Origin of the sequence: Kribbella sp. NPDC051936 (assembly GCF_040680955.1) — a bacterium.
GTDB lineage: Bacteria > Actinomycetota > Actinomycetes > Propionibacteriales > Kribbellaceae > Kribbella.
In genome coordinates this window covers 95,307-115,474 of record NZ_JBFAXS010000007.1, presented here as the reverse complement: position 1 = coordinate 115,474, position 20,168 = coordinate 95,307, and the positions used below count along the sequence as shown (strand labels likewise).

Annotated in this window: 19 protein-coding genes; 17 read left to right on the top strand and 2 right to left on the bottom strand. The window is 70.0% G+C overall.

What is annotated here, in order from left to right; all coding sequences use genetic code 11:
- Together AB0L64_RS24995 and AB0L64_RS24990 are read right to left on the bottom strand one after the other, a co-directional pair.
- Positions 1 to 1,239, bottom strand: a complete 1,239-nt coding sequence (locus AB0L64_RS24995; protein WP_363713706.1) for a glycosyltransferase family 4 protein — start codon at positions 1,237 to 1,239, stop codon at positions 1 to 3.
- A complete protein-coding gene (locus tag AB0L64_RS24990; RefSeq protein WP_363713704.1) occupies positions 1,236 to 2,558 on the bottom strand; it encodes a UDP-glucose/GDP-mannose dehydrogenase family protein in 1,323 nt (440 codons plus the stop codon). The genes AB0L64_RS24995 and AB0L64_RS24990 overlap by 4 nt, the downstream gene beginning before the upstream one ends.
- Positions 2,559 to 2,744: 186 nt before the next feature.
- On the opposite strand from AB0L64_RS24990, the gene AB0L64_RS24985 reads away from it, so the two are divergent.
- From AB0L64_RS24985 to AB0L64_RS24905, 17 genes are all read left to right on the top strand, one after another.
- Complete coding sequence (locus tag AB0L64_RS24985; protein ID WP_363713702.1) at positions 2,745 to 3,806, top strand: SDR family oxidoreductase; 1,062 nt, start codon at positions 2,745 to 2,747, stop codon at positions 3,804 to 3,806.
- A complete protein-coding gene (locus AB0L64_RS24980; RefSeq protein WP_363713700.1) occupies positions 3,806 to 5,032 on the top strand; it encodes a class I SAM-dependent methyltransferase in 1,227 nt (408 codons plus the stop codon). The genes AB0L64_RS24985 and AB0L64_RS24980 overlap by 1 nt, the downstream gene beginning before the upstream one ends.
- 25 nt (positions 5,033 to 5,057) lie before the next feature.
- Positions 5,058 to 5,912, top strand: coding sequence for a sugar phosphate nucleotidyltransferase (locus AB0L64_RS24975; protein WP_355688486.1), 855 nt, complete (start codon positions 5,058 to 5,060; stop codon positions 5,910 to 5,912).
- Positions 5,912 to 6,562 (top strand): PIG-L family deacetylase, encoded by a 651-nt coding sequence (locus AB0L64_RS24970; protein ID WP_363713698.1) that lies wholly within the window; start codon positions 5,912 to 5,914, stop codon positions 6,560 to 6,562. The genes AB0L64_RS24975 and AB0L64_RS24970 overlap by 1 nt, the downstream gene beginning before the upstream one ends.
- 14 nt (positions 6,563 to 6,576) lie before the next feature.
- Positions 6,577 to 7,698 (top strand): class I SAM-dependent methyltransferase, encoded by a 1,122-nt coding sequence (locus AB0L64_RS24965; RefSeq protein WP_363713696.1) that lies wholly within the window; start codon positions 6,577 to 6,579, stop codon positions 7,696 to 7,698.
- A gap of 1 nt (position 7,699) precedes the next feature.
- The gene (gene rfbC / locus AB0L64_RS24960; protein WP_355688480.1) at positions 7,700 to 8,248 is read left to right on the top strand and encodes a dTDP-4-dehydrorhamnose 3,5-epimerase; all 549 of its coding nucleotides are present in this window, start codon (positions 7,700 to 7,702) and stop codon (positions 8,246 to 8,248) included.
- Positions 8,245 to 9,561 (top strand): glutamate-1-semialdehyde 2,1-aminomutase, encoded by a 1,317-nt coding sequence (locus AB0L64_RS24955; RefSeq protein WP_363713693.1) that lies wholly within the window; start codon positions 8,245 to 8,247, stop codon positions 9,559 to 9,561. Before rfbC ends, AB0L64_RS24955 begins: the two co-directional genes overlap by 4 nt.
- A 9-nt stretch (positions 9,562 to 9,570) precedes the next feature.
- Complete coding sequence (locus tag AB0L64_RS24950) at positions 9,571 to 10,215, top strand: phosphatase PAP2 family protein (protein ID WP_363713691.1); 645 nt, start codon at positions 9,571 to 9,573, stop codon at positions 10,213 to 10,215.
- Positions 10,212 to 11,186 (top strand): glycosyltransferase family 2 protein, encoded by a 975-nt coding sequence (locus AB0L64_RS24945; protein ID WP_363713689.1) that lies wholly within the window; start codon positions 10,212 to 10,214, stop codon positions 11,184 to 11,186. The genes AB0L64_RS24950 and AB0L64_RS24945 overlap by 4 nt, the downstream gene beginning before the upstream one ends.
- Position 11,187: 1 nt before the next feature.
- Positions 11,188 to 12,408: a polysaccharide pyruvyl transferase family protein gene (locus tag AB0L64_RS24940; protein WP_363713687.1), complete on the top strand. Its 1,221-nt coding sequence runs from the start codon at positions 11,188 to 11,190 to the stop codon at positions 12,406 to 12,408.
- Positions 12,405 to 13,718 carry a hypothetical protein gene (locus AB0L64_RS24935; RefSeq protein WP_363713685.1) on the top strand — a complete coding sequence of 438 codons (1,314 nt, stop codon included), beginning with the start codon at positions 12,405 to 12,407 and terminating at the stop codon, positions 13,716 to 13,718. Before AB0L64_RS24940 ends, AB0L64_RS24935 begins: the two co-directional genes overlap by 4 nt.
- Entirely contained in the window at positions 13,715 to 14,881 is a 1,167-nt protein-coding gene (locus tag AB0L64_RS24930; protein WP_363713683.1) for a glycosyltransferase, read from the top strand. Before AB0L64_RS24935 ends, AB0L64_RS24930 begins: the two co-directional genes overlap by 4 nt.
- Positions 14,882 to 14,893: 12 nt before the next feature.
- Complete coding sequence (locus tag AB0L64_RS24925) at positions 14,894 to 15,787, top strand: phytanoyl-CoA dioxygenase family protein (protein ID WP_363713681.1); 894 nt, start codon at positions 14,894 to 14,896, stop codon at positions 15,785 to 15,787.
- Between the two features lie 194 nt (positions 15,788 to 15,981).
- The gene (locus tag AB0L64_RS24920; protein WP_363713679.1) at positions 15,982 to 17,457 is read left to right on the top strand and encodes a sugar transferase; all 1,476 of its coding nucleotides are present in this window, start codon (positions 15,982 to 15,984) and stop codon (positions 17,455 to 17,457) included.
- The gene (locus AB0L64_RS24915; protein WP_363713677.1) at positions 17,457 to 18,398 is read left to right on the top strand and encodes a GDP-L-fucose synthase; all 942 of its coding nucleotides are present in this window, start codon (positions 17,457 to 17,459) and stop codon (positions 18,396 to 18,398) included. Before AB0L64_RS24920 ends, AB0L64_RS24915 begins: the two co-directional genes overlap by 1 nt.
- Positions 18,395 to 19,381, top strand: coding sequence for a GDP-mannose 4,6-dehydratase (gene gmd / locus AB0L64_RS24910; protein WP_363713675.1), 987 nt, complete (start codon positions 18,395 to 18,397; stop codon positions 19,379 to 19,381). The genes AB0L64_RS24915 and gmd overlap by 4 nt, the downstream gene beginning before the upstream one ends.
- Positions 19,381 to 20,160, top strand: coding sequence for a WecB/TagA/CpsF family glycosyltransferase (locus AB0L64_RS24905; RefSeq protein ID WP_363713673.1), 780 nt, complete (start codon positions 19,381 to 19,383; stop codon positions 20,158 to 20,160). Before gmd ends, AB0L64_RS24905 begins: the two co-directional genes overlap by 1 nt.
- Positions 20,161 to 20,168: the final 8 nt, after the last annotated feature.

Sequence of the window (20,168 nt, the reverse complement as noted above, 5' to 3'; positions counted from 1 at the left end):
TCAGGACCCCGCGGCGTTCTTGATGCCGGTGACGTCGGCGAGCCGGCTGACGTGCCCGGTGAGCTGGTCGTACACCCCGAGGTACGCCTTCTGCTGGTGCCGCCACGCCAGCACCCGCTCGACCCGTTCGCGGCCGAGTTTCGCCATCCGGCGGCGGCGGACCTGGTCGTCGAGCAGCTCGACGATCGCGTCGCCGTACTGCGCCACGTCGTTCGGCTCGACGTACACCGCGGCGTCCGCGGCGGAGACCTTGGTCTCGACCAGGTCGAAGGCGACGACCGGGAGCTCGAACGCCATGTACTCCATGGTCTTGTTCATCGTCGACACGTCGTTGAGCGGGTTCTTCGGGTCCGGCGACAGGCCGAGGTCCGCGGTCGACATCACCGCGCGCACGGTCTCGTCCGGCACCCGCCCGGTGAACTCGACGTGCTCGGCGAGCCCGAGCTCGTCGCGCAGCGCGACCACGTCGTCGAACGAGTCGCCGCCGCCCATCAGCGTGAACGCGACGTCGGTGCGGCCGAGCGTGTTGACGATGTGGTCCGCGGCCCGGACGACGATGTCGACGCCGTCCTGCGGGCCCATCACGCCGATGTAGGTGACCAGGTGGCGGTGACCGCGGCGCAGCGACTCGTCCGCTGCGCTGCGGAGCAGTTTGTCCGGGTCCGGCCCGGTGCGGACCACGGTCACGTCGTGGTTCGCCTTGCCGCTGCGGGTGATCGCGATCCGCCGGTACGAGTCGTTCGTCGAGATCACGTGGTCGGCCCGGCGGTGCGTGGTCCGCTCGAGGAACCGCAAGCCCTTGTACGGCAGGCTCGACGTACCGCCGAACCGGGACTGGAACAGCTCCGGGCACAGGTCGTGGTGGTCGAAGACGAACTTGGTCCCGTCGAGCCGGCGCAGCAGCATCGCGATCGGCCAGAAGATGTCCGGCGGGTTGCACGCCTGCAGCACGTCGAACCGGCCGGCCTTGCGGGCCCGGAAAACCAGGCGCAGCGTCATCAGGAACGAATACGCGTACTCCCAGACGAAGCTGATCTTGCTGCCGCCCGGCGCGTACGCCTTGTACTTGTGGGTGGTCACGCCGTCGATGACGTCGTACGACGGATCGCCCGGCCCCTTCGGGCAGACCACCGTGACGTCGTACCCGGCCGCCACCAGCGCCTGGCACTCCAGCCAGACGCGGCGGTCGAACGGCACCCAGAGGTTTTGGATGATGATCAGCACGCGCGGACGGCTCACCAGCCCACTCCTTCGTATCCGTGCAGTGCCTCGACATCGGCGCCGAGCCGGCCGCTCAGGTCGATGATGCGGGGCGGTGGCGCCGCGAGCAGCGCGTTGATCGCGCCCCTGTCGGTGGCCGAGACGATCGCCAGGTCGGCGCCGCTGAGCGCGGCATTCGGATCGTCTGTCAGCACTCGCTGCAGGTGCGGCAGTTTGCTGCGGACATGCCGCAGGTTCGCGCCCACGAGTCGGCTGGGATTCACGATGGCGTCATAGATCCGCAGGTTGTAGCCCTTGCCGATCAGCCGTTCGGCGAGCTCGACGTTCGGGCTCTCGCGCAGGTCGTCGGTGGCGTGCTTGAAGCTCAGGCCGAGCAGCGCGATCTCGCGGCCGGGCCCGGCGATCACCCGGTCGACGACGTCGCGGACGCTGCGTTCGTTGGTGGCGAGCGCGCCGGCCAGCAGCGGCAGCTCGGTGTCGTGGGTGCGCGCCAGGTGCAGCACCGAGCGCAGGTCCTTCGGCAGGCACGAGCCGCCGAACGCGAAACCGGGCTTCAGGTAGTACGGCGAGATGTTCAGGCTGGTGTCCTGCACGAAGATCTTCATCACCTCGCGCGAGTCGACGCCGAAGTGCCGGAAGATCCGGCCCATCTCGTTGGCGAACGACACCTTGGTGGCGTGGAACGCGTTGCAGGCGTACTTGAGCGCCTCGGCGGTCCGCACGTCGACGACCTGGACCTCGGCGCCGAGGAACGCGAACAGGTCGGTCAGAGCGGCACCGGCCTTCGGGCTGCGGGTGCCGACCACGACGAACGGCGGCTCGTAGAAGTCCGCCAGGCCGGATCCTTCGCGCAGGAACTCCGGGCACATCGCCGTACCGAAGGTGAGCCCCTCGGGCGGCGGTACGTCGGCGAGCACCTTGGCGACCACCTCGTCGACGGTGCCCGGCGGCACCGTGCTGCGGACGACGATGGTGTGGAAGCCGGACTCCGGCCGGACCACGACCCGCGCGGCCTCGGCGATGTCGCGGACCGCGCGCTTGATGTAGGTGAGGTCGGTGCTGCCCGCCTGCGTGGACGGGGTGCCGACACAGATCAGCGAGACGTCGGCGCCGTCGAGCGCCGGCCGGGGATCGGTGGTGGCGTGCAGCCGTCCCGAGGTGGCGCCGGCCGCGACCAGCTCGTCGAGTCCCGGTTCGACGACCGGGCTGTGTCCCTGGGTGATCGGGTCGACCTTCGCCGTGTCGACGTCCACCCCCCAGACGTCGTGCCCGGCGGCGGCCAGACAAGCCGCGGTCACCGACCCCACGTACCCCAAGCCGAAAACGGCCACCTTCATAACGCCCCCCACAGGCTCACGACGCGGCTTCGCCCACGTCCCCACAGCGCCCATGAGAGCGACCGCGACGCCGTCCTGATACATACGGGCCGAAGAAAATCGCCGGAAGAAATTTGCCTGTATCAACGGGCGGTCCCGGTGATCTGTATTGGTCGACAGACCAGTGCTGGGGTGAGGGGACGACGGATGAGGGTTCTGGTCAGCGGGGACCGGGGTTACATCGGAGCGGTGATGGTGCCGTTCCTGCGGGCCGCCGGGCATCAGGTGGACGGGCTGGACACCGGCCTCTACGAGGGCTGCGACCTCTTGGGCGGGCCGGAGCCGATCGGCGGCCGCGCACCACGGGACATGCGGGACGTGACGGCGGGGGAGCTGGCGGGCTACGACGCGGTGGTGTGTCTGGCCGCGCTGTCGAACGACCCGCTCGGCCACCTGAACCGCGACGCCACGTACTCGGTCAACCTCGAAGGGACACTGAACCTCGCCCGGGCGGCGAAGGACGCCGGTGTCGGGCGGTTCCTGTTCGCGTCCTCGTGCAGCCTGTACGGCGCCGCGGGCTCGGAGGCGGTCGCCGAGGACGCCGAGATGTTCCCGGTCACCCCGTACGGCGAGACGAAGGCGCTGGCGGAGCAGGAGCTGTCGAAGCTCGCCGACGACTCGTTCAGCCCGACGTACCTGCGGAACGCGACGGCGTACGGCGCTTCGACGCGGCTGCGGCTCGACATCGTCGTCAACAACCTGACCGCGATCGCGCTGACGTCGGGTCAGGTCCGGTTGGAGAGCGACGGCACCCCGTGGCGGCCGCTCGTGCACATCGAGGACATCAGCCGGGCGTTCGCCACCGTGCTCGAGGCGCCGCGGGAGACGATCCACGACGAGGCCTTCAACGTCGGCCGGTCCGAGGACGTCGTGCAGGTCCGCGACATCGCCGAGATGGTCCGCGAGGCCGTGCCGGGGTCGACACTGTCGATCGCCGACGGCGCCGGACCGGACCTGCGCAACTACAAGGTCGACTTCAGCAAGCTCAACGAGACGTTCCCGGACCTGAAGCTCGCCTGGACGGTCCGCACGGGCGTCGACGAGCTGTACGACGCCTACCAGCGGCACGGTCTCACGCTCGACGACTTCAACTCGGCCCAGTTCGTCCGGCTGCGCCGCATCCAGCAGCTGCTCGGTGCGGGCCTGGTCGACGACCAGTTGCGCCGGCAGACCGACGCGCAGTTCCCCGGACCGAAGGAGATGGACTGATGGCAGTGGCGTGCCGCCTGTGTGGCGCCGATTTGAATCAGACTTTCGTCGACCTGGGCATGTCACCGCCGTGTGAGAGCTACCTGCGCGCCGACCAGCTGGACAGCGGTGAGACGTTCTACCCGCTGCACGTGCGGATCTGCGACAACTGCCTGCTCGTGCAGCTCCCGGCGTACGTCGCGGCCGACGACGTCTTCAGCGACTACCTCTACTTCTCGTCGTACTCGACCAGCTGGGTGGAGCACGCGCGCCGCTTCGTCGTCGACATGCAGGAGCGGCTCGGCCTGGACGGGAACAGCCTGATCGTCGAGGCCGCCAGCAACGACGGTTACCTGCTGCAGCACGCCGTCGCGCTCGGTATCCCGGTGCTCGGCATCGAACCGGCCGCGAACATCGCGAAGATCGCCAACGAGAAGGGCATCCGCACCGAGAGCTACTTCCTCGGCGAGACCACCGGTCAGGACGCCGCCGCGCGGCACGGGCGGGCGGACCTGGTCGTCGGCAACAACGTGTTCGCGCACGTCCCGGACATCGTCGACTTCGCGAAGGGCCTGCGGGCGCTGGTCAAGGACGACGGTCTGGTGTCGCTGGAGTTCCCGCACCTGCTCCGGCTGATCGAGAACCGCCAGTACGACACGATCTACCACGAGCACTACCAGTACCTGACCCTCAAGACCGCCTCCGCGGCGCTCGCCGCGGCCGGTCTGAAGGTGGTCGACGTCCAGGAACTGGCCAGCCACGGCGGCTCGCTGCGGGTGTTCAGCACCCCGGTCGAGACCGCGGGCGAACCGTCCGACCTCGTCGTCAAGGTGCTGATGGACGAGGAAGAGGCCGGCCTGCACACGGTCGAGGGGCACCTGGGCTTCGCCGCCGAGGTGTTCACGATCAAGTCCGACCTGCTCGAGTTCCTGATCCAGGCGCAGCGCGACGGCAAGTTCGTCGCCGGCTACGGCGCGCCCGGCAAGGGCAACACGCTGCTGAACCACTGCGGCATCCGCGAGGACCTGCTGCCGTACACGGTGGACCGCAGCCCGCACAAGCACGGGATGTACCTGCCCGGCACGCACATCCCGATCTTCGCCCCGGAGCGCCTGGCCGAGACGCGCCCCGACTACATCGTGATCCTGCCGTGGAACCTGCGCACGGAGATCGTCCACCAGCTCGGCTACGCACGGGAGTGGGGCGCGAAGTTCGTCGTCCCGATCCCGCGCCTCGAAGTGCTCTGAAAGCCGTTGGGGGGAGAGAAGTCTGATGAAGGTCGTGATCTTCTGCGGAGGGTTCGGGCTGCGGATGCGCAGCGGCGTCGACTCCGCACCGAAACCGATGATGACGATCGGCGACCGGCCGGTCCTGTGGCACGTGATGCGGTACTACGCGCACTTCGGCCACACCGAGTTCATCCTCTGCCTGGGCTTCGGCGGCTCGGCGGTCAAGGAGTACTTCCTGCGCTACGAGGAGACGGTCTCCAACGACTTCGTGATGACCAAGGGCGGCCAGCGCATCGAGCTGCTCGACTCCGACATCAGCGAGTGGAAGATCACCTTCGTCGACACCGGGATCGACACCAGCATCGGTGAGCGGCTGCGCCGGGTCCGGCCGTACCTCGAGGACGACGACGTGTTCCTGGCCAACTACGGCGACGTGCTGACCGACGCGCCGATGGACAAGATCATCGACCACGTCGTGACCAGCGACGTCACCGCCAGCCTGCTCGCGGTGCCGCCGCAGGCGTCCTTCCACGTGGTCGAGTTCGGCACCGACTCCCGGGTCACCGGGCTGCGATCGGCCGCCGACCTGAACGCGTGGATCAACGGCGGGTACTTCGTGCTCAAGAAGGACATCTTCGACGTCCTGCACGAGGACGAGGACCTGGTCGGCGACGCGTTCCCGCGGCTGGCCGCGATGAGCAAGCTGGAGGCGATCCCGCACCACGGGTTCTGGGCGCCGATGGACACGCTCAAGGAACGCAGCCAGCTCGAGGAGCTGTACCGGTCGGGGAAGAAGCCGTGGGCGTTGTGGAGCCACGAGAACCGGGGCCACCACGGCCGGGTGCTGGACAAGGTGTCCGACGGGCTGTCCGACGGTCCGGTAGTGGTGGCGATCTGATGCTCCCGTTCCAGCTCGGCCTGATCGACGGGCCGGTCCACCTGGTCGCCCTCGGCGCCCATCCCGACGACATCGAGATCGGCTGCGGCGGCACGCTGCTCAAGCTGGCCGAGTCGGTGCCGGAGCTGACCGCCGAGTTCGTGATCGCGACCGGTACGCCGGCGCGCCTGGAGGAGGCGCGCCGCGCGGCGGAGTTGTTCCTGCCGGAGTGCGAGGTGAGCGTGACCTCGGCCGGGCTGCCGGACGGGCGGCTGCCGGCGCACTGGAACGAGACCAAGGAGTTGCTCGAGGCAACGGCCGCGGGGGGCCGCACACCGGACCTGGTCCTGGCCCCGGGCAAGCACGACGCACACCAGGACCACCGGCTGATCGCCGAGCTGGCGCCGACGGTGTGGCGCAACCACCTGGTGCTGCACTACGAGATCCCCAAGTGGGACGGCGACTTCGGCCGGCCGTGGCTGTACGTCGAGCTCACCGAGGAACAGCTGCGGGACAAGGTGGCGCTGCTGCACAAGGCGTACCCGTCCCAGGTCCCGCACGACTGGTTCGACGAAGAGGTGTTCGCCGGACTGGCCCGGCTGCGTGGCATGGAGTGCCGCGCGCCGTACGCCGAGGCGTTCACGACGGCCAAAGCCACGCTGACATGGTGAAGGAGGGGGATGTAGTGAGCTTCAGGTGCCGTGGGTGCGGGTCGGCCGACGCCGTACCCGTCGTGGACATCGGCGAGCAGCCGTGCGCGGACTACTTCCCGGCTGCCGATGCGCCCGGACCTGATCCGCGCTGGCCGCTCGCGCTGTGGCTGTGCCGGGACTGCACGCTGGTGCAGCTCGGTCCGGTCGAGGCGCAGATCGCCGAGGAGCCGCTGGCCGTGGAGTCGGCGACCAGCCGGGCGCATGCGGAGGCCTCGGTCAAGGAGATCCTTCGTGACTACCCGGAACTGACCGGCGGGGTGGTGTTCGAGTTCGGCAGTCCTCATGGCGGGTCCTGGCTCGACCACCTGACCGCGGGCGGCTGCCGGCTTGCGGGCGGTGGCGAGAAGGCCGATCTCGTCATCGATGTGCACGGGATCGTGCACGAGCCGCAGTACGGCGCGTCGCTGAAGCTGCGGGCCGAGCGGCTGGCACCGGGTGGGCTGCTGGTGATGGAGTTCCACCACCTGCTGCCGTTGTTCGTCGGGAACCAGTTCGACACGATCCGGCACGGGCACTGGGCGTACGTGTCGCTGCGGGCGCTGCGCAACCTCGCCGCGCTGCACGGCCTGATGGTCGAGTCGGTCAAGCAGGTCGACATGTACGGCGGCAGCCTGATGGTGATGCTGCGGCACACCGCCGACGCGCGGCCGGACGCATCGATCGACGTAGTGCTCGAGGACGAGGACGCCGCCGGCCTGGCGGACGAGGTGCAGCTCGGCAGCCTGCAGGAGGCCGCCTGGCACGCGGCCGGCGCGCTGCACGACGAACTGGCCCGCCACCGGGCTGCCGGACGGACCGTGCTCGGGTACGGCGCCCCGTCGAAGGCGCCGGTGCTGCTCGGCCTCAGCAAGGTGACGACGGACCTGCTGCCGTTCACCGTCGACCTCGCGCCCGGCAAGCACGGCCGCCGGATCCCCGGCAGCTGCCTGGTCCCGATCCGCCCGATCGCCGACCTGCTGGCCGCCAAGCCCGACGTCGTCCTGGTCCTGACCTGGGACATCGCCGACGAGATCATCGCCCAGCTGGAGGCCGACGGCGGCTGGGGCACGACGTACCTCGTCCCGCTCCCGGAACCGCACGAGAGAGGTCGCTGACATGGACGTCATCGAGATCCCGGGCATCGCCGGCGTCCTGCTCTTCCGGCCGGCGCCGCACCGTGACGAACGGGGATTCTTCTCCCGCACGTTCGACCGGGACGTGGTCGCCAAGGCCGGTCTCGACCCGGACGCCTTCGTGCAGGACAGCATCTCCCGGTCCCGCAAGGGCGTGGTCCGCGGCATGCACACCCGCTCCGGCAAGGGCGAGGCCAAGCTGGTGCGCTGCTCGTACGGCGCCGTGTTCGACGTCGTCGTCGACCTGCGCCCGGACTCGCCGACGTACCGCAACCGGGAGACCTTCGACCTGACCGGCGACAACCAGGTGACGGTCTACGTGCCGGCCGGTTGCGCGCACGGGTTCCAGGCCCTCACCGACCCGGCCGACGTCTCGTACCGCATCGACCGTGCGCACGACCCGTCCGAGGACGTCGCGATCCGCTTCGACGACCCCGAGCTGGACATCCCCTGGCCGCTGCCGATCACGCTGATGTCCGAGCGCGACAAGGCCGCCGCATCACTGGCACTCGCCACTGCGAGGCTGACATGACCAGATCGTTCGAGAAGTCCAACGCCGCGAACAAGCGGCTGCACGACGTGATCCCGGGCGGCGCGCACACCTACGCCAAGGGCGACGACCAGTTCCCCGAGCAGATGGCGCCGGTGATCGAGCGCGGCGACGGCGCGCACGTCTGGGACGTCGACGGCAACGAGTACATCGAGTACGGCTCCGGCCTGCGGGCGGTCAGCCTCGGCCACCGGCACCCGAAGGTGCTCGAGGCGGTCCGCCGCGAGCTCGACCGCGGCAGCAACTTCGTCCGCCCGAGCATCGTCGAGCTGGACGCCGCCGAACGCTTCCTGGCCACGGTGCCGACCGCGGAGATGGTGAAGTTCGCCAAGAACGGTTCGGACGCGACGTCGGCCGCCGTCAAGCTGGCCCGCGCGGTCACCGGCCGCCGGCTGGTGGCGATCTGCGCCGACCACGCGTTCTTCTCGATCGACGACTGGTTCATCACCCGGACGCCGATGTCGGCCGGGATCCCCGCCGAGATCGACGCGCTGACGGTCGGTTTCCCGTACGGCGACCTGGCCGCCACCGAGGAGCTGTTCCGGCAGCACGACGGCGAGATCGCCTGCCTGATCCTGGAGGCCGCGACCCAGCACGACCCGCCGGCCGGGTACCTCGAAGCCCTGCGCGACCTGGCGCACCGCCACGGCGCGCTGCTGATCTTCGACGAGATGATCACCGGCTTCCGGTTCTCCGCGGCCGGCGCCCAGAGCCTGTACGGCGTGACGCCCGACCTGTCCACCTTCGGCAAGGCGCTCGGCAACGGCTTCGCGGTGTCCGCGCTGGCCGGCAAGCGGCAGTACATGGAGCGTGGCGGTCTGCGGGACAGCCACGAGCGCGTCTTCCTGCTGTCCACCACCCACGGCGCCGAGTCGCATGCCCTCGCGGCAGCCATCGCGGTGACCGAGGTCTATGCGGAGGAGGACATCGCCGCGCGGCTGCACGAGCGCGGTGAGCGGCTGGCCCGGGGCGTCCGCGAGGTCGCCGCGGCGGCCGGAGTCCAGGATCACGTCGTGGTCCGCGGCCGGGCCAGCAACCTGGTGTTCGCGACGCTCGACGAAGACCGGCAACCGTCACAGATCTACCGCACCCTGTTCCTCCGGGAGCTGATCACCGGCGGCGTCATCGGGCCGTCGTTCGTCGTCAGCAGCGCGCTCACCGACGCCGACATCGACCGCACCGTCGAGGTCGTCGCGAAGGCGTGCACGGTCTACCGCCAGGCACTCGACGCCCAGGACGTGAACGCCTTCCTGGGTGGCCGTCCGGTGCGGCCCGTCTTTCGTAAATACGTCTGAAGGAACCTCATGCGAGCTGCCCGGTTCACCTGGACCAACCTCCTGGCCGTAGCCAGCGTGGTGGCGTTCGTGGTGCTCGCCGCCGTGGCGTCGGCCGGGCACGTCAACGGCCTCGACCAGGACCTGCGCCAGGTCTTCCGCCCCGACAACGTCTGGGGCATCTGGCAACAGATCTTCGGCAACGTCGTCGACGGCGCGGCGCCCGAGGTCGCGCTCGTCGTCTTCGCACTGGTCGCCGCGCTGACCGCGGCCCGGCGCAGGTCCTGGCGGCCGCTGGTGTTCGCGGGGATCCTCGCGCTGGCCGCCGTCGTGATCACCCAGGTCGCGAAGGCGATCGTGGCGCGACCGGATCCGCAAGGACACGTCGGCTCGTTCAGCGGCTCGTTCCCGTCCGGTCACATGGTGATCCTGCTGACCTGCCTCGGCGGCGTGTTGCTGCTGTGGCGGGAACGCCCGCCGGCCTGGGCGTGGTGGCTGGCGGTGGTGGCCGAGCTGACGATGGGCCTGTCGCTCCTGCTGCTGTCGATGCACTGGTTCACGGACGTGATCGGTGGCCTGCTGGTCGCCGTACCGCTGCTTGTCGTTGCCGCATCGCCTCGCTTTCTCACGCCGGTCCACCGGACCGCGCCGCACTCAGTTGGGAGCCTGTCATGACCGCTGACCGTATTCGGCCGCGACTCAGCATCGGCCTGCCGGTGTACAACGGCGAGGACTACCTGCGCGCGTCGATCGACGCGGTCCTCGGCCAGACCTACACCGACTTCGAGCTGATCCTGTCCAGCAACGCGTCCACCGACGGCACCGATGACATCTGCCGCGAGTACGCCGCGCGGGACCCGCGGATCACGTTCTACCGGCAGGAGCGCAACGTCGGCGCCGCGCCGCACCACGACTTCGTGCTGCAGAAGAGCCGGGGCGAACTGTTCAAGTGGGCCTCCGGCGACGACCTGTGGGCGCGGGACCTGGTCGCGCGCTGCGTCGAGCTGCTCGACCAGCACCCGGACGCGATCCTGGCGCACAGCTACACGGCGGCGATCGACGGCGCGGACACCGTGATCCAGGCGCTCGAGTACCCGCTGCACACCGACGCGCCGCAGGCGCCCGAGCGGCTGCGCAGCATGCTGTTCGACGGCGACCTGCCCGGCGCGATCCAGGCCGACGACTTCTACGGCGTGATGCGCACCGACGTGCTGCGCAAGGTCAAGCCGCACGGGAGCTTCTACCACGCCGACCAGGTGTTCATGGCCGAGGTCGCGTTGCACGGCCGCTTCCTGCAGGTGCCGGAGTGGCTGTACTTCCGGCGCCACCACGACGGCCGCGCGCTGCAGGCGAACCCGACCATCAGCAGCTGGTCGCGCAACCTGGACCCGCGGCGCTCCAACAAGCTCGTCCACCCGCCGGCCCGGCTGGTCGCCGAGTACATCCTCGGCTACTTCGCCGCCGTCCGGCGGGCTCCGTTGACGCCCGCCGAGCGGCGCGAGTGCAACCGGCACATCCGCCGCTGGCTGACCAGCCGCGTCACCCGCCGGATGCCCGGCCGCTCGAAACCGGCGCCGATCCAGGACTTCGGTGCGATCGACACGCTGTCCGTCCACGCCGTGGTGGCCGGCTCGGAGGGGAACTGACATGCGGGTCGGTCTGTACGGGCGTCTCGGCGGCGGCAACATCGGCAACGACGCGATGCTCGACGCCGTCATGGATCATCTGCGCGCCTGGCATTCCGACGCGACGCTCGACTTCATGTGCGAGGGTCCGGACGAGATCACCGAGCGGCTCGGCGTACCGGCCGTGGAGATGCACTGGCTGCAGTCCCGCAAGCCCGCCCGGTCCAGGATCGCGCAGAAGCTGCTGACGCTGGCGCGGATCCCGGTGGCCGGTGTCATCGACACCTGGCGCACCGCCCGCTGGGTGCGCCGCCACGACGTCGTCATCGTCCCGGGCGCCGGCGTGCTCGAGGGGACGCTGCCGGAGCGGCCGTGGGAGCTGCCGTACACGATGCTGGTGATGGCGGTCTCCGGCCGGCTGTTCGGCGTCCGCACGGGACTCGTCTGCGTCGGCGGCTCGCGCGTCGAGGAGCGGGCCATCAGGCTGCTGCTGCGCGCCGCGGCCCGGCTGGTGAACTACCGCTCGTTCCGCGACGAGTACTCGCTGGAGGTCGGCCGCGAGACCGGGGTGGCGGCGCCGCAGGACAAGGCCTATGCCGACATGGCGTTCTGGCTGCCCCTCGAGGTCACCCGGGAGCCCGAACCGAAGTCGGTCGGGCTCGGCGTGATGGCCTACTACGGTTCACCCAGCGACCGGTCCCGCGCCGACGAGGTCCACGCCAAGTACGTCGACCAGATGAAGGAGCTCACGCGGCTGCTCGTCCAATCCGGCCGGAGCGTCCGCCTGCTGATCGGCGACCGGCTCGACGAGGAGGTCGCCAAGGAGGTGCTGGCCGACGCGCAAGGTGCTTGGGCGGGTCTCAGCAGGTTGCCTGTGTCGTACGAGCCGTTCTCCTCGTTCGAGGGCCTGACGGACCAGGTCGCATCGGTCCAGACGGTCGTCGCGATGCGCTACCACTGCGTCGTCGCCGGACTGAAGGTCGGTCGGCCGACATTGGCCATCGGCTACGGCCGCAAGCACGACGCGGTGATGGCGCAGATGGGTCTGTCCGGGTACGTGCAGGACGTCCGGACGCTGGACCTCGAGCGCCTGGTCGAACAGGTCGGCGAGCTGGAGGCCGACGAGGCCGTGATCGAGAAGACGCTGGCCGAGCGCAACGCCGACAACAGAGCACGGCTCGGCGAGCTCTTCCGCGACCTGTCCGACGCTCTCTTCAAGCCGGTTCGCGGGGCGGTGCGATGAGCGGACGCCACGCGACCAAGCATGCCGGCGGGCATCGCGTTGCCCTGCGCAAGCAGGTCGCGGGCCGGCTCGGCTGGGGGATCGGCGACCAGGCGGTGTCCAGCCTCGGCAACTTCCTGCTCGGGGTGTTCGTCGCCCGGCTGCTCGGTGCCACCGGTCTGGGCGCGCTGGGCCTCGCCTTCCTCGCGTACTCGGTGGCGCTGAACTGCTCGCGGGCGTTGTCGACCGACGCCCTGATGGTCCGCTACAGCGTGTCGGATCACGACGCCCGCAAGCAGGCGATGGCCGCGTCGGGCGGTGTCGCGCTGCTGGTCGGTGCAATCAGCGGAGTGATCTGCCTGCTGATCGGGTTCGGCCTGAAGCTGCACACCCCGGGCTCCGAGGTCGGCGCGGCTTTCGTTGCCCTGGGCATCGTCATGCCGGGGCTCACGTTCCAGGACAGCTGGCGGTCCGCGTTCTTCGCGGCCGGTGAGGGTGCGAAGACCTTCGTGAACGACACCGTGTGGACGGTGCTGATGCTGGCGGTGCTGTTCGGCGGCCGCTACCTGGACTTCGGGATCACGGCCGCGCTGCTCACCTTCGGCGGTACGGCGGCGCTGGCCGGGCTCTACGGGATCAGGCAATCGGGGGTGCTGCCCCGGCCCGCGCACGCCGTCGGCTGGCTGCGGCGGCACAGCGACCTCGGACCGCGGTTCCTGGTCGAGAACGTCGTCCTCGGCGCCGGCGGCCAGGTCCGGACGCTGATCGTCGCCGCGACCGGCGGACTCGCCGCGGCCGGATCCATCCGCGGCGCGGAGATGCTGATCGGCCCGGTCGCCGCGCTGCTGATGGGCGTCGGCCAGGTCGCCGTACCGGAGGCCGCCCGGGCGTTGCAGCGCGGTGACCGGTCGTTGTGGCGGCTGTGTGCGGGACTGAGCGGCGGGCTGTCCGCGATGGCACTCGGCTGGGGTGCGGTGATCCTGGTCGTCTTCCCGCTCGGCCTCGGCGAGCTGGTGCTCGGCAGCGTCTGGCCCGGCGCTCACGCGCTGGTGCTCGGCGTGATCGTGAGCGCCGCGGCCGGATGCCTGCACGTCGGACCGTCCGCCGGGCTGCGGGCCCTCGGGCGTGCCGATCGGACCATGCAGTGCCAGATCGTCGTCACGTCGCTGTTCGTCGGCCTCGCCGCGATCGGCGGTGTGCTGTGGGACGCGCAGGGCGTCGTCTGGGGCAGCGCGATCGCCTCGGTCGCCGGGGTCGGGATCTGGTGGAGCAGGCTGGCCAAGTCCCGGCACGAGTACGCCCGCACGACCGCGGACGGCGCAGCGGTATGACCGGGTCCGGGATCGTCATCGCGACTCTGATGCGCCAGCGCGGCGGATCCGGGCTGCAGAGCCACGTCCGCACGTTCGACGAGTACCTGCGGGACTCGTCGCGGCCGGTCAGCATCGTCAGCCCGTTCGAGGCCCGGTCGCCGTTCGTCCTGCCGGTGTTCGCGGGCCGGCTCGGGATCCGCCCGGTCAGCCGGCCCGCCGCCGTGTGGTGGCACCAGTACTGGCACGCGCACTACCTGAAGGCGGCGCTGCGCACCCGGCTGGCCGCGCGTCCTGACGCGGTGATCTACGCCCAGTGCCCGATCTCGGCCGGGGTGGCGCTGCAGGTCCGCCGTACCCAGCCCGTCGTGATGGTCGCGCACTTCAACATCTCGCAGGCCGACGAATGGGCCGACGAGGGCGAGATCCCGCGCGACGGGCGGCTGTTCGGCGCGATCCGGCAGTTCGAGGAGCGGGTGCTGGGCGGACTCGACGGCATCGTCTACGTCTCGGAGTTCACCAAGGCCGGCCTCGAGAACCGGATCCCGGGGCTGCGCGACCTGCCGAGCGCGGTCATCCCGAACGCGGTCTCGCGGACCGCGGGGGCCGTCGCCCGGGCGGAGCCGCTCGCGGACCTGATCACGGTCGGCCGGCTGGACTCCCGGAAGAACCACCGGTACCTGCTAGAGATCCTGGCCGCGGCCGCCGCGCGCGGCCACCGGTACACGCTCTCGGTCGTCGGCGACGGCGTCGACCGGCAGGCGCTCGAGGCGCGGGCGGCCGAGCTCGGACTCGCCGGCCAGGTGTCCTTCCTCGGGTACCAGCCGGACGCCCGCGCGCTGATGCGTCGGCACCAGGTCTACTGCCACACGTCGACGACCGAGTCGTTCGGCATCGTGCTCGCCGAGGCGATGTCGGAAGGCCTGCCGGTGCTGGCGGCCGCCGTCGGGGGAGTGCCCGAGGTGGTCCGGCCCGGTGTGGACGGCCTGTTCTGGCCACTGGACGATGCCGGCGCCGCGGCACGCGTCCTGATCGGCCTGATGGAAGACCCCGCACGACGCGCCACGCTGGCGGCCGCCGCGCGGGCCCGGAGCGCGGCGGAGTTCAGTGCCGCCGCTGCCGGGGAACGGCTGCTGGCATTTCTCGAACACACGGGGATCCGCCCCGCGCGGTCGATTGTCTGAGAGGAGACAATCATGCATTCCATCTACGTCGACGCCGACTTCACCGACGACGAGCGACGCGCCAAGCTCTACGACGGCGACCTGTTCGTCTACTCCCCGCGTCCGTCGACGCTGGCGCTGACGGAGTTCGCCGCGGCGATGGCCCGCGAGGCGTTCGCGCCGCTGGACCCGGAGACGGCCCAGTTCGAGATGGCGGTCGAGGACTACGCCGCGCTGCTGGCGAAACTGAAGCCGGAGTTCATCCACCACCCGGAGTCGAAGCGGCTGATCCAGGAGATGCTCACCGACTTCGGGTGCGACCAGGAGCAGACGTACTTCGACGTACCGCGGATGCGCAGCTCGACGTCGAACGACTACCTGACCACCGGGATCGCGTTCGCGTTCCACCCGCACCGCGACACCTGGTACTCGGCGCCGCACGTGCAGCTGAACTGGTGGCTGCCGATCTTCGCGATCACCGACGACAACGGCCTGGCCTTCCACCGCAAGTACTGGCAGACGCCGCTGAAGAACAGCTCGCGGGTCTACAACTACGCCGAGTGGAACGAGACCAGCCGGAAGATCGCCGCCACCCAGATCGGCACCGACACCCGCGTGCAGCCGGTGCCGGAGGAGGAGGTCGAGCTGATCCCGCAGATCCGGCCGATCTGCAAGCCGGGCGGCATCATCTTGTTCTCCGGCGCGCAGCTGCACTCCAGCGTGCCGAACACCTCGGGCCGGACCCGGTTCAGCATCGACCTGCGCACCGTGCACCTCGCCGACGCGCTGGAGGGCCGGTCGGCGCCGAACATCGACTCCGAGTGCACCGGTACGACGATGGGCGACTACCTGCGCGTCCGCGACCTGGAGCACATCCCGGCCGACGTCGTCGAGGTGTTCGACATCCCCAAGGTCGAGGTCGCCTGAGCCCTCGGCAACCGCCCGCTCCACAACCTTGTGAAAAGTCTTCACAAGGTTGTGGAGTCTGTGTCGCCCGCGGCCTGCCCGCGTAGTAATGTTCGGTGACTCGTCGCCGACGCGCGGGTGAACAAGGACACGCTGCACGCCATCGCGGACACTGTTAGTGACCGGATGGTTGCGGGAGGGAACGAGGGGCCGCAGTGAGCGGAGCAGAAGCGCCTGACGCTGTGGACAGCCGTCGGCCGCTCTGGGTCGTCCCGCACGAGGTCCCGGCGATCGTTCCGCTGCCGTCGCGGTCGACAGAGCCGCGCTGGGTCGGGGTGTACCGCTGGGCCGCGGTCGGCGGGGACCTGCTCGCCGCGATGCTCGGCGTCTCGATCGCGCTGCTCACCCGGTTCGGCTACCACGTCGGCTCGAGCTACCTGGTCGTGAGCAGCGTGCTGCCGCTGGCCTGGGTGGCCGCCGTCGCGTTGTCGAAGGGGTACGACCCGCGCTTCTACGGGGCCGGGCCGGACGAGTTCCGGTCGCTGATGCGCGCCGGTGTCGGGCTCACCGCGGCGGTCGCGATGACGTCGTACGTGACGAAGGCCGAGATCGCCCGCGGCTTCGTGGTGCTGGCGATCCCGGTGATGGTGGTCGCCGCGCTCCTGCTGCGGTATGCGTTGCGCAAGGACCTGCACCGGCACCGGGTCCGGGGCCGCTGCATGCACAGGGTTCTCGTGGTCGGGCGCAGTGGCCCGGCCGCGACGCTGTGCGAGCACCTGGAGAGCCGTCCGACCGACGGGTTCCGGGTGGTGGCGACCTGCCGGCCGCGGGGCGAGTCCGGTGAGGTCGAGGCGCTGGACGAGCCCGACATCCTCGCCGCCGCCGACCGGCACGCGGTCGAGGTGGTCGCGATCGCGACCGACCCGGAGCTGGCCGGCCAGTCGCTGCGCCGGCTGTCCTGGGCGCTGGAGCAGCGCGGTATCGAGCTGATCGTCTCGCCGGGCATCATCGAGGTCGCCGGTCCGCGGATCTCGGTCCGCCCGGTGGCCGGCCTGTCCCTGCTGCACCTGGAGCGGCCGTCGGTCAGCGGCGGGCCGCACCTGATGAAGGCGGTCTTCGACCGGGTCGTTGCCCTCGGCATCGTCGTCGTGCTGGCGCCGCTGCTGATCGGCCTGGCGCTCGCGGTGAAGCTGTCCAGCTCCGGCCCGGTGCTGTTCCGGCAGCAGCGCGTCGGCCGCGCGGGCGCCGAGTTCACGATGCTCAAGTTCCGCAGCATGTACGTCGACGCGGAGGCGCGCCTCAGCGACCTGTACGCGTTGAGCGACGGCAACGGCGTCATCTTCAAGATGCGCAACGACCCGCGGATGACTCCGCTCGGCCGGTGGATCCGGCGGTTCTCGCTGGACGAGCTGCCGCAGCTGTTCAACGTGCTGCGCGGCGACATGTCGCTGGTCGGGCCGCGGCCGCCGCTGGCCGAGGAGGTCGCGCTGTACGCCGCCGACGACTCGCGGCGGATGCTGGTGAAGCCCGGCATGACCGGACTCTGGCAGGTCAGCGGCCGCAGCGACCTGTCCTGGGACGAGTCGGTCCGCCTCGACCTGCGGTACGTCGACAACTGGTCGATGACCTTGGACCTGCTGATTCTCTGGAAGACCGTGCGCGCGGTGTTCTACGGCGCGGGAGCGTATTGATGGCCAATGAGTTGCCCAGGCATGCACCGGTGTACGTCGCAGGGCACCGCGGTCTCGTCGGGTCGGCGCTGTGGCGCAGGTTGGAAGCCGTTGGGTACACGCACCTGATCGGCGCCTCGTCGGCGGAACTGGACCTGCGGGACCGCACCGCGACGTTCGAGTTCCTCCGCCATCATCGCCCGGCGGTGGTGATCGACGCGGCGGCGCGGGTCGGCGGCATCCTGGCGAACCGGGATCACCCGACCGAGTTCCTCAGCGACAACCTGCGCATCCAGGTGAACCTGATGGACGCCTGCCTCGAGGTCCGCACGCCGCGGCTGCTGTTCCTCGGGTCGTCCTGCATCTACCCGAAGTACGCCGAACAGCCGATCCGCGAGTCGAGCCTGCTCACCGGCGAGCTCGAGCCGACCAACGACGCGTACGCGATCGCGAAGATCGCCGGCATCATGCAGGTCCAGGCTGTCCGCCGGCAGTACGGCCTGCGCTGGATCTCCGCGATGCCGACGAATCTGTACGGTCCGCACGACAACTTCGACCCGGCGTCCTCGCATGTGCTGCCGGCGTTGATCCGCCGCTTTCACGAGGCGAAGGCCTCGAGTGCGCCGGAGGTCGTGTTGTGGGGGAGCGGTACGCCGCGGCGTGAGTTCCTGCACGTGGACGATCTCGCGGATGCATGCTTGCACCTGCTGGAGCACTACGACGCGCCGGAGCCGATCAACGTCGGCGTCGGCGCGGACGTGACGATCCGGGAGCTGGCCGAGCTGGTCGCCCGGGTGGTCGGCTACACCGGTGCCCTCAGCAACGACCTGTCCAAGCCGGACGGCACCCCGCGCAAGCTGCTCGACGTGAGCCGGCTGCAGGCGCTGGGCTGGAAGCCGTCGATTTCCCTCGAAGACGGTGTGGCCGCCACCTACCGCTGGTACGTGGAGAACGTCACATGAAGAAAGCATTCATCACCGGTATCACCGGCCAGGACGGTTCGTACCTGGCCGAGTTGCTGCTGGCCAAGGGCTACGAGGTGCACGGCCTGATCCGCCGCGCGTCGACGTTCAACACCAAGCGGATCGACCATCTGTACGAGGATCCGCACGCGCAGGACAAGCGGCTGTTCCTGCACTACGGGGACCTGACGGACGGGTCCCGCCTGGTCACGCTGCTGGCGTCGATCCAGCCGGTCGAGGTGTACCACCTGGCCGCGCAGTCGCACGTGCGGGTGAGCTTCGACGAGCCGGAGTACACCGGTGACACCACCGGGATGGGGACGACGCGGCTGCTCGAGGCGATCCGGATGATCGGGCTGGACTGCCGGTTCTACCAGGCGTCGTCGTCGGAGATGTTCGGCGCGACCCCGCCGCCGCAGAACGAGGACACCCCGTTCTACCCGCGGTCGCCGTACGGCGCGGCGAAGCTGTACAGCTACTGGATGACCCGGAACTACCGCGAGGCGTACGACATGTTCGCGGTGAACGGGATCCTGTTCAACCACGAGTCCCCGCGGCGCGGCGAGACGTTCGTGACGCGCAAGATCACCCGGGCCGTCGCCCGCATCAAGCTCGGCCTGGAACAGCGCCTGTACCTGGGCAACCTGGAGGCCTCCAGGGATTGGGGCTACGCCCCGGAGTACGTCGAGGGCATGTGGCGGATGCTGCAGCACGACACCCCCGCGGACTACGTGATCGCGACCGGGACGTCGTACAGCGTCCGTGACTTCGTCGCGCTGGCGTTCGGCCATGTCGGGCTGGACTGGGAGAAGTACGTCGACCACGACCGGCGCTACGAGCGTCCCACCGAGGTGGACTCGCTGATCGGGGACGCGTCCAAGGCCACCACCGACCTCGGCTGGAAGGCCCAGGTGCACGTGCCGGAGCTGGTCCGGATCATGGTCGACGCCGATCTGGCGGCGCTGACGGAACGGGACGACTGATGACCGACATCCAGGCCGAACCCACGACGGCCGCCGACCGCGTCGACGTGCTGGGCATCCACGTCAGCGTGACGAACCTCGACCACACGGTCGGCACCTTCGCCGACTGGATCGAGCAAAGGGACCGGCAGTTGGTCTGCGTGACCGACATGAACGCTCTGCTGCACGCCCGCGCCGACGAGCGGCTGACCGCGGTGTACAACACGTCCGGGCTCACCGTGCCGGACGGGATGCCGCTGGTGTGGGCCGGGAAGAAGGCAGGCTTCGAGCAGATGGACCGCGTGGCCGGTCCGGACCTGCTCGAGCGGGTGCTGGCGGAGTCGGCGCAGCGCGGCTGGACGCAGTACTTCTACGGCGGGGCCGAGGGCGTGGCGGACGAGCTGCGCGAACGGTTCCAGGACCTGCACCCGGCCTTGAAGGTGGTCGGCGTCGAGTGCCCGCCGTACCGTCCGCTGACCGATGCCGAGGACGCGGCGACGGTCGCGCGGATGAACGAGGCCCGCCCGGACATCGTCTGGGTCGGGCTCGGCGCGCCGAAGCAGGAGCGCTGGATGGCCGACCACCGCGACCGGCTGAACGCGACGATCCTGATCGGGGTCGGCGCGGCCTTCGACTTCCACACCGGCCGGCTGGACCGCGCGCCGCGGTGGATGCAGCGCGCCGGGCTCGAGTGGAGCTACCGGCTGTACAAGGAGCCGCGGCGGCTCTGGAAGCGGTACGTGCTCGGCATCCCGCGTTTCCTCCTGGGTGTCCTGCGGCATCCGCCGCGTCCCCTCTAGAGTGAGGC

Coding starts and splice junctions, on each gene's coding strand:
- AB0L64_RS24935 (WP_363713685.1), top strand. CDS start 12,405: ATGAGCGGACGCCACGCGACCAAGCATGCCGGCGGGCATCGCGTTGCC.
- AB0L64_RS24980 (WP_363713700.1), top strand. CDS start 3,806: ATGGCAGTGGCGTGCCGCCTGTGTGGCGCCGATTTGAATCAGACTTTC.
- AB0L64_RS24985 (WP_363713702.1), top strand. CDS start 2,745: ATGAGGGTTCTGGTCAGCGGGGACCGGGGTTACATCGGAGCGGTGATG.
- AB0L64_RS24990 (WP_363713704.1), bottom strand. CDS start 2,558: ATGAAGGTGGCCGTTTTCGGCTTGGGGTACGTGGGGTCGGTGACCGCG.
- AB0L64_RS24975 (WP_355688486.1), top strand. CDS start 5,058: ATGAAGGTCGTGATCTTCTGCGGAGGGTTCGGGCTGCGGATGCGCAGC.
- AB0L64_RS24950 (WP_363713691.1), top strand. CDS start 9,571: ATGCGAGCTGCCCGGTTCACCTGGACCAACCTCCTGGCCGTAGCCAGC.
- AB0L64_RS24970 (WP_363713698.1), top strand. CDS start 5,912: ATGCTCCCGTTCCAGCTCGGCCTGATCGACGGGCCGGTCCACCTGGTC.
- AB0L64_RS24945 (WP_363713689.1), top strand. CDS start 10,212: ATGACCGCTGACCGTATTCGGCCGCGACTCAGCATCGGCCTGCCGGTG.
- AB0L64_RS24930 (WP_363713683.1), top strand. CDS start 13,715: ATGACCGGGTCCGGGATCGTCATCGCGACTCTGATGCGCCAGCGCGGC.
- AB0L64_RS24905 (WP_363713673.1), top strand. CDS start 19,381: ATGACCGACATCCAGGCCGAACCCACGACGGCCGCCGACCGCGTCGAC.
- gmd (WP_363713675.1), top strand. CDS start 18,395: ATGAAGAAAGCATTCATCACCGGTATCACCGGCCAGGACGGTTCGTAC.
- AB0L64_RS24925 (WP_363713681.1), top strand. CDS start 14,894: ATGCATTCCATCTACGTCGACGCCGACTTCACCGACGACGAGCGACGC.
- AB0L64_RS24955 (WP_363713693.1), top strand. CDS start 8,245: ATGACCAGATCGTTCGAGAAGTCCAACGCCGCGAACAAGCGGCTGCAC.
- AB0L64_RS24915 (WP_363713677.1), top strand. CDS start 17,457: ATGGCCAATGAGTTGCCCAGGCATGCACCGGTGTACGTCGCAGGGCAC.
- rfbC (WP_355688480.1), top strand. CDS start 7,700: ATGGACGTCATCGAGATCCCGGGCATCGCCGGCGTCCTGCTCTTCCGG.
- AB0L64_RS24940 (WP_363713687.1), top strand. CDS start 11,188: ATGCGGGTCGGTCTGTACGGGCGTCTCGGCGGCGGCAACATCGGCAAC.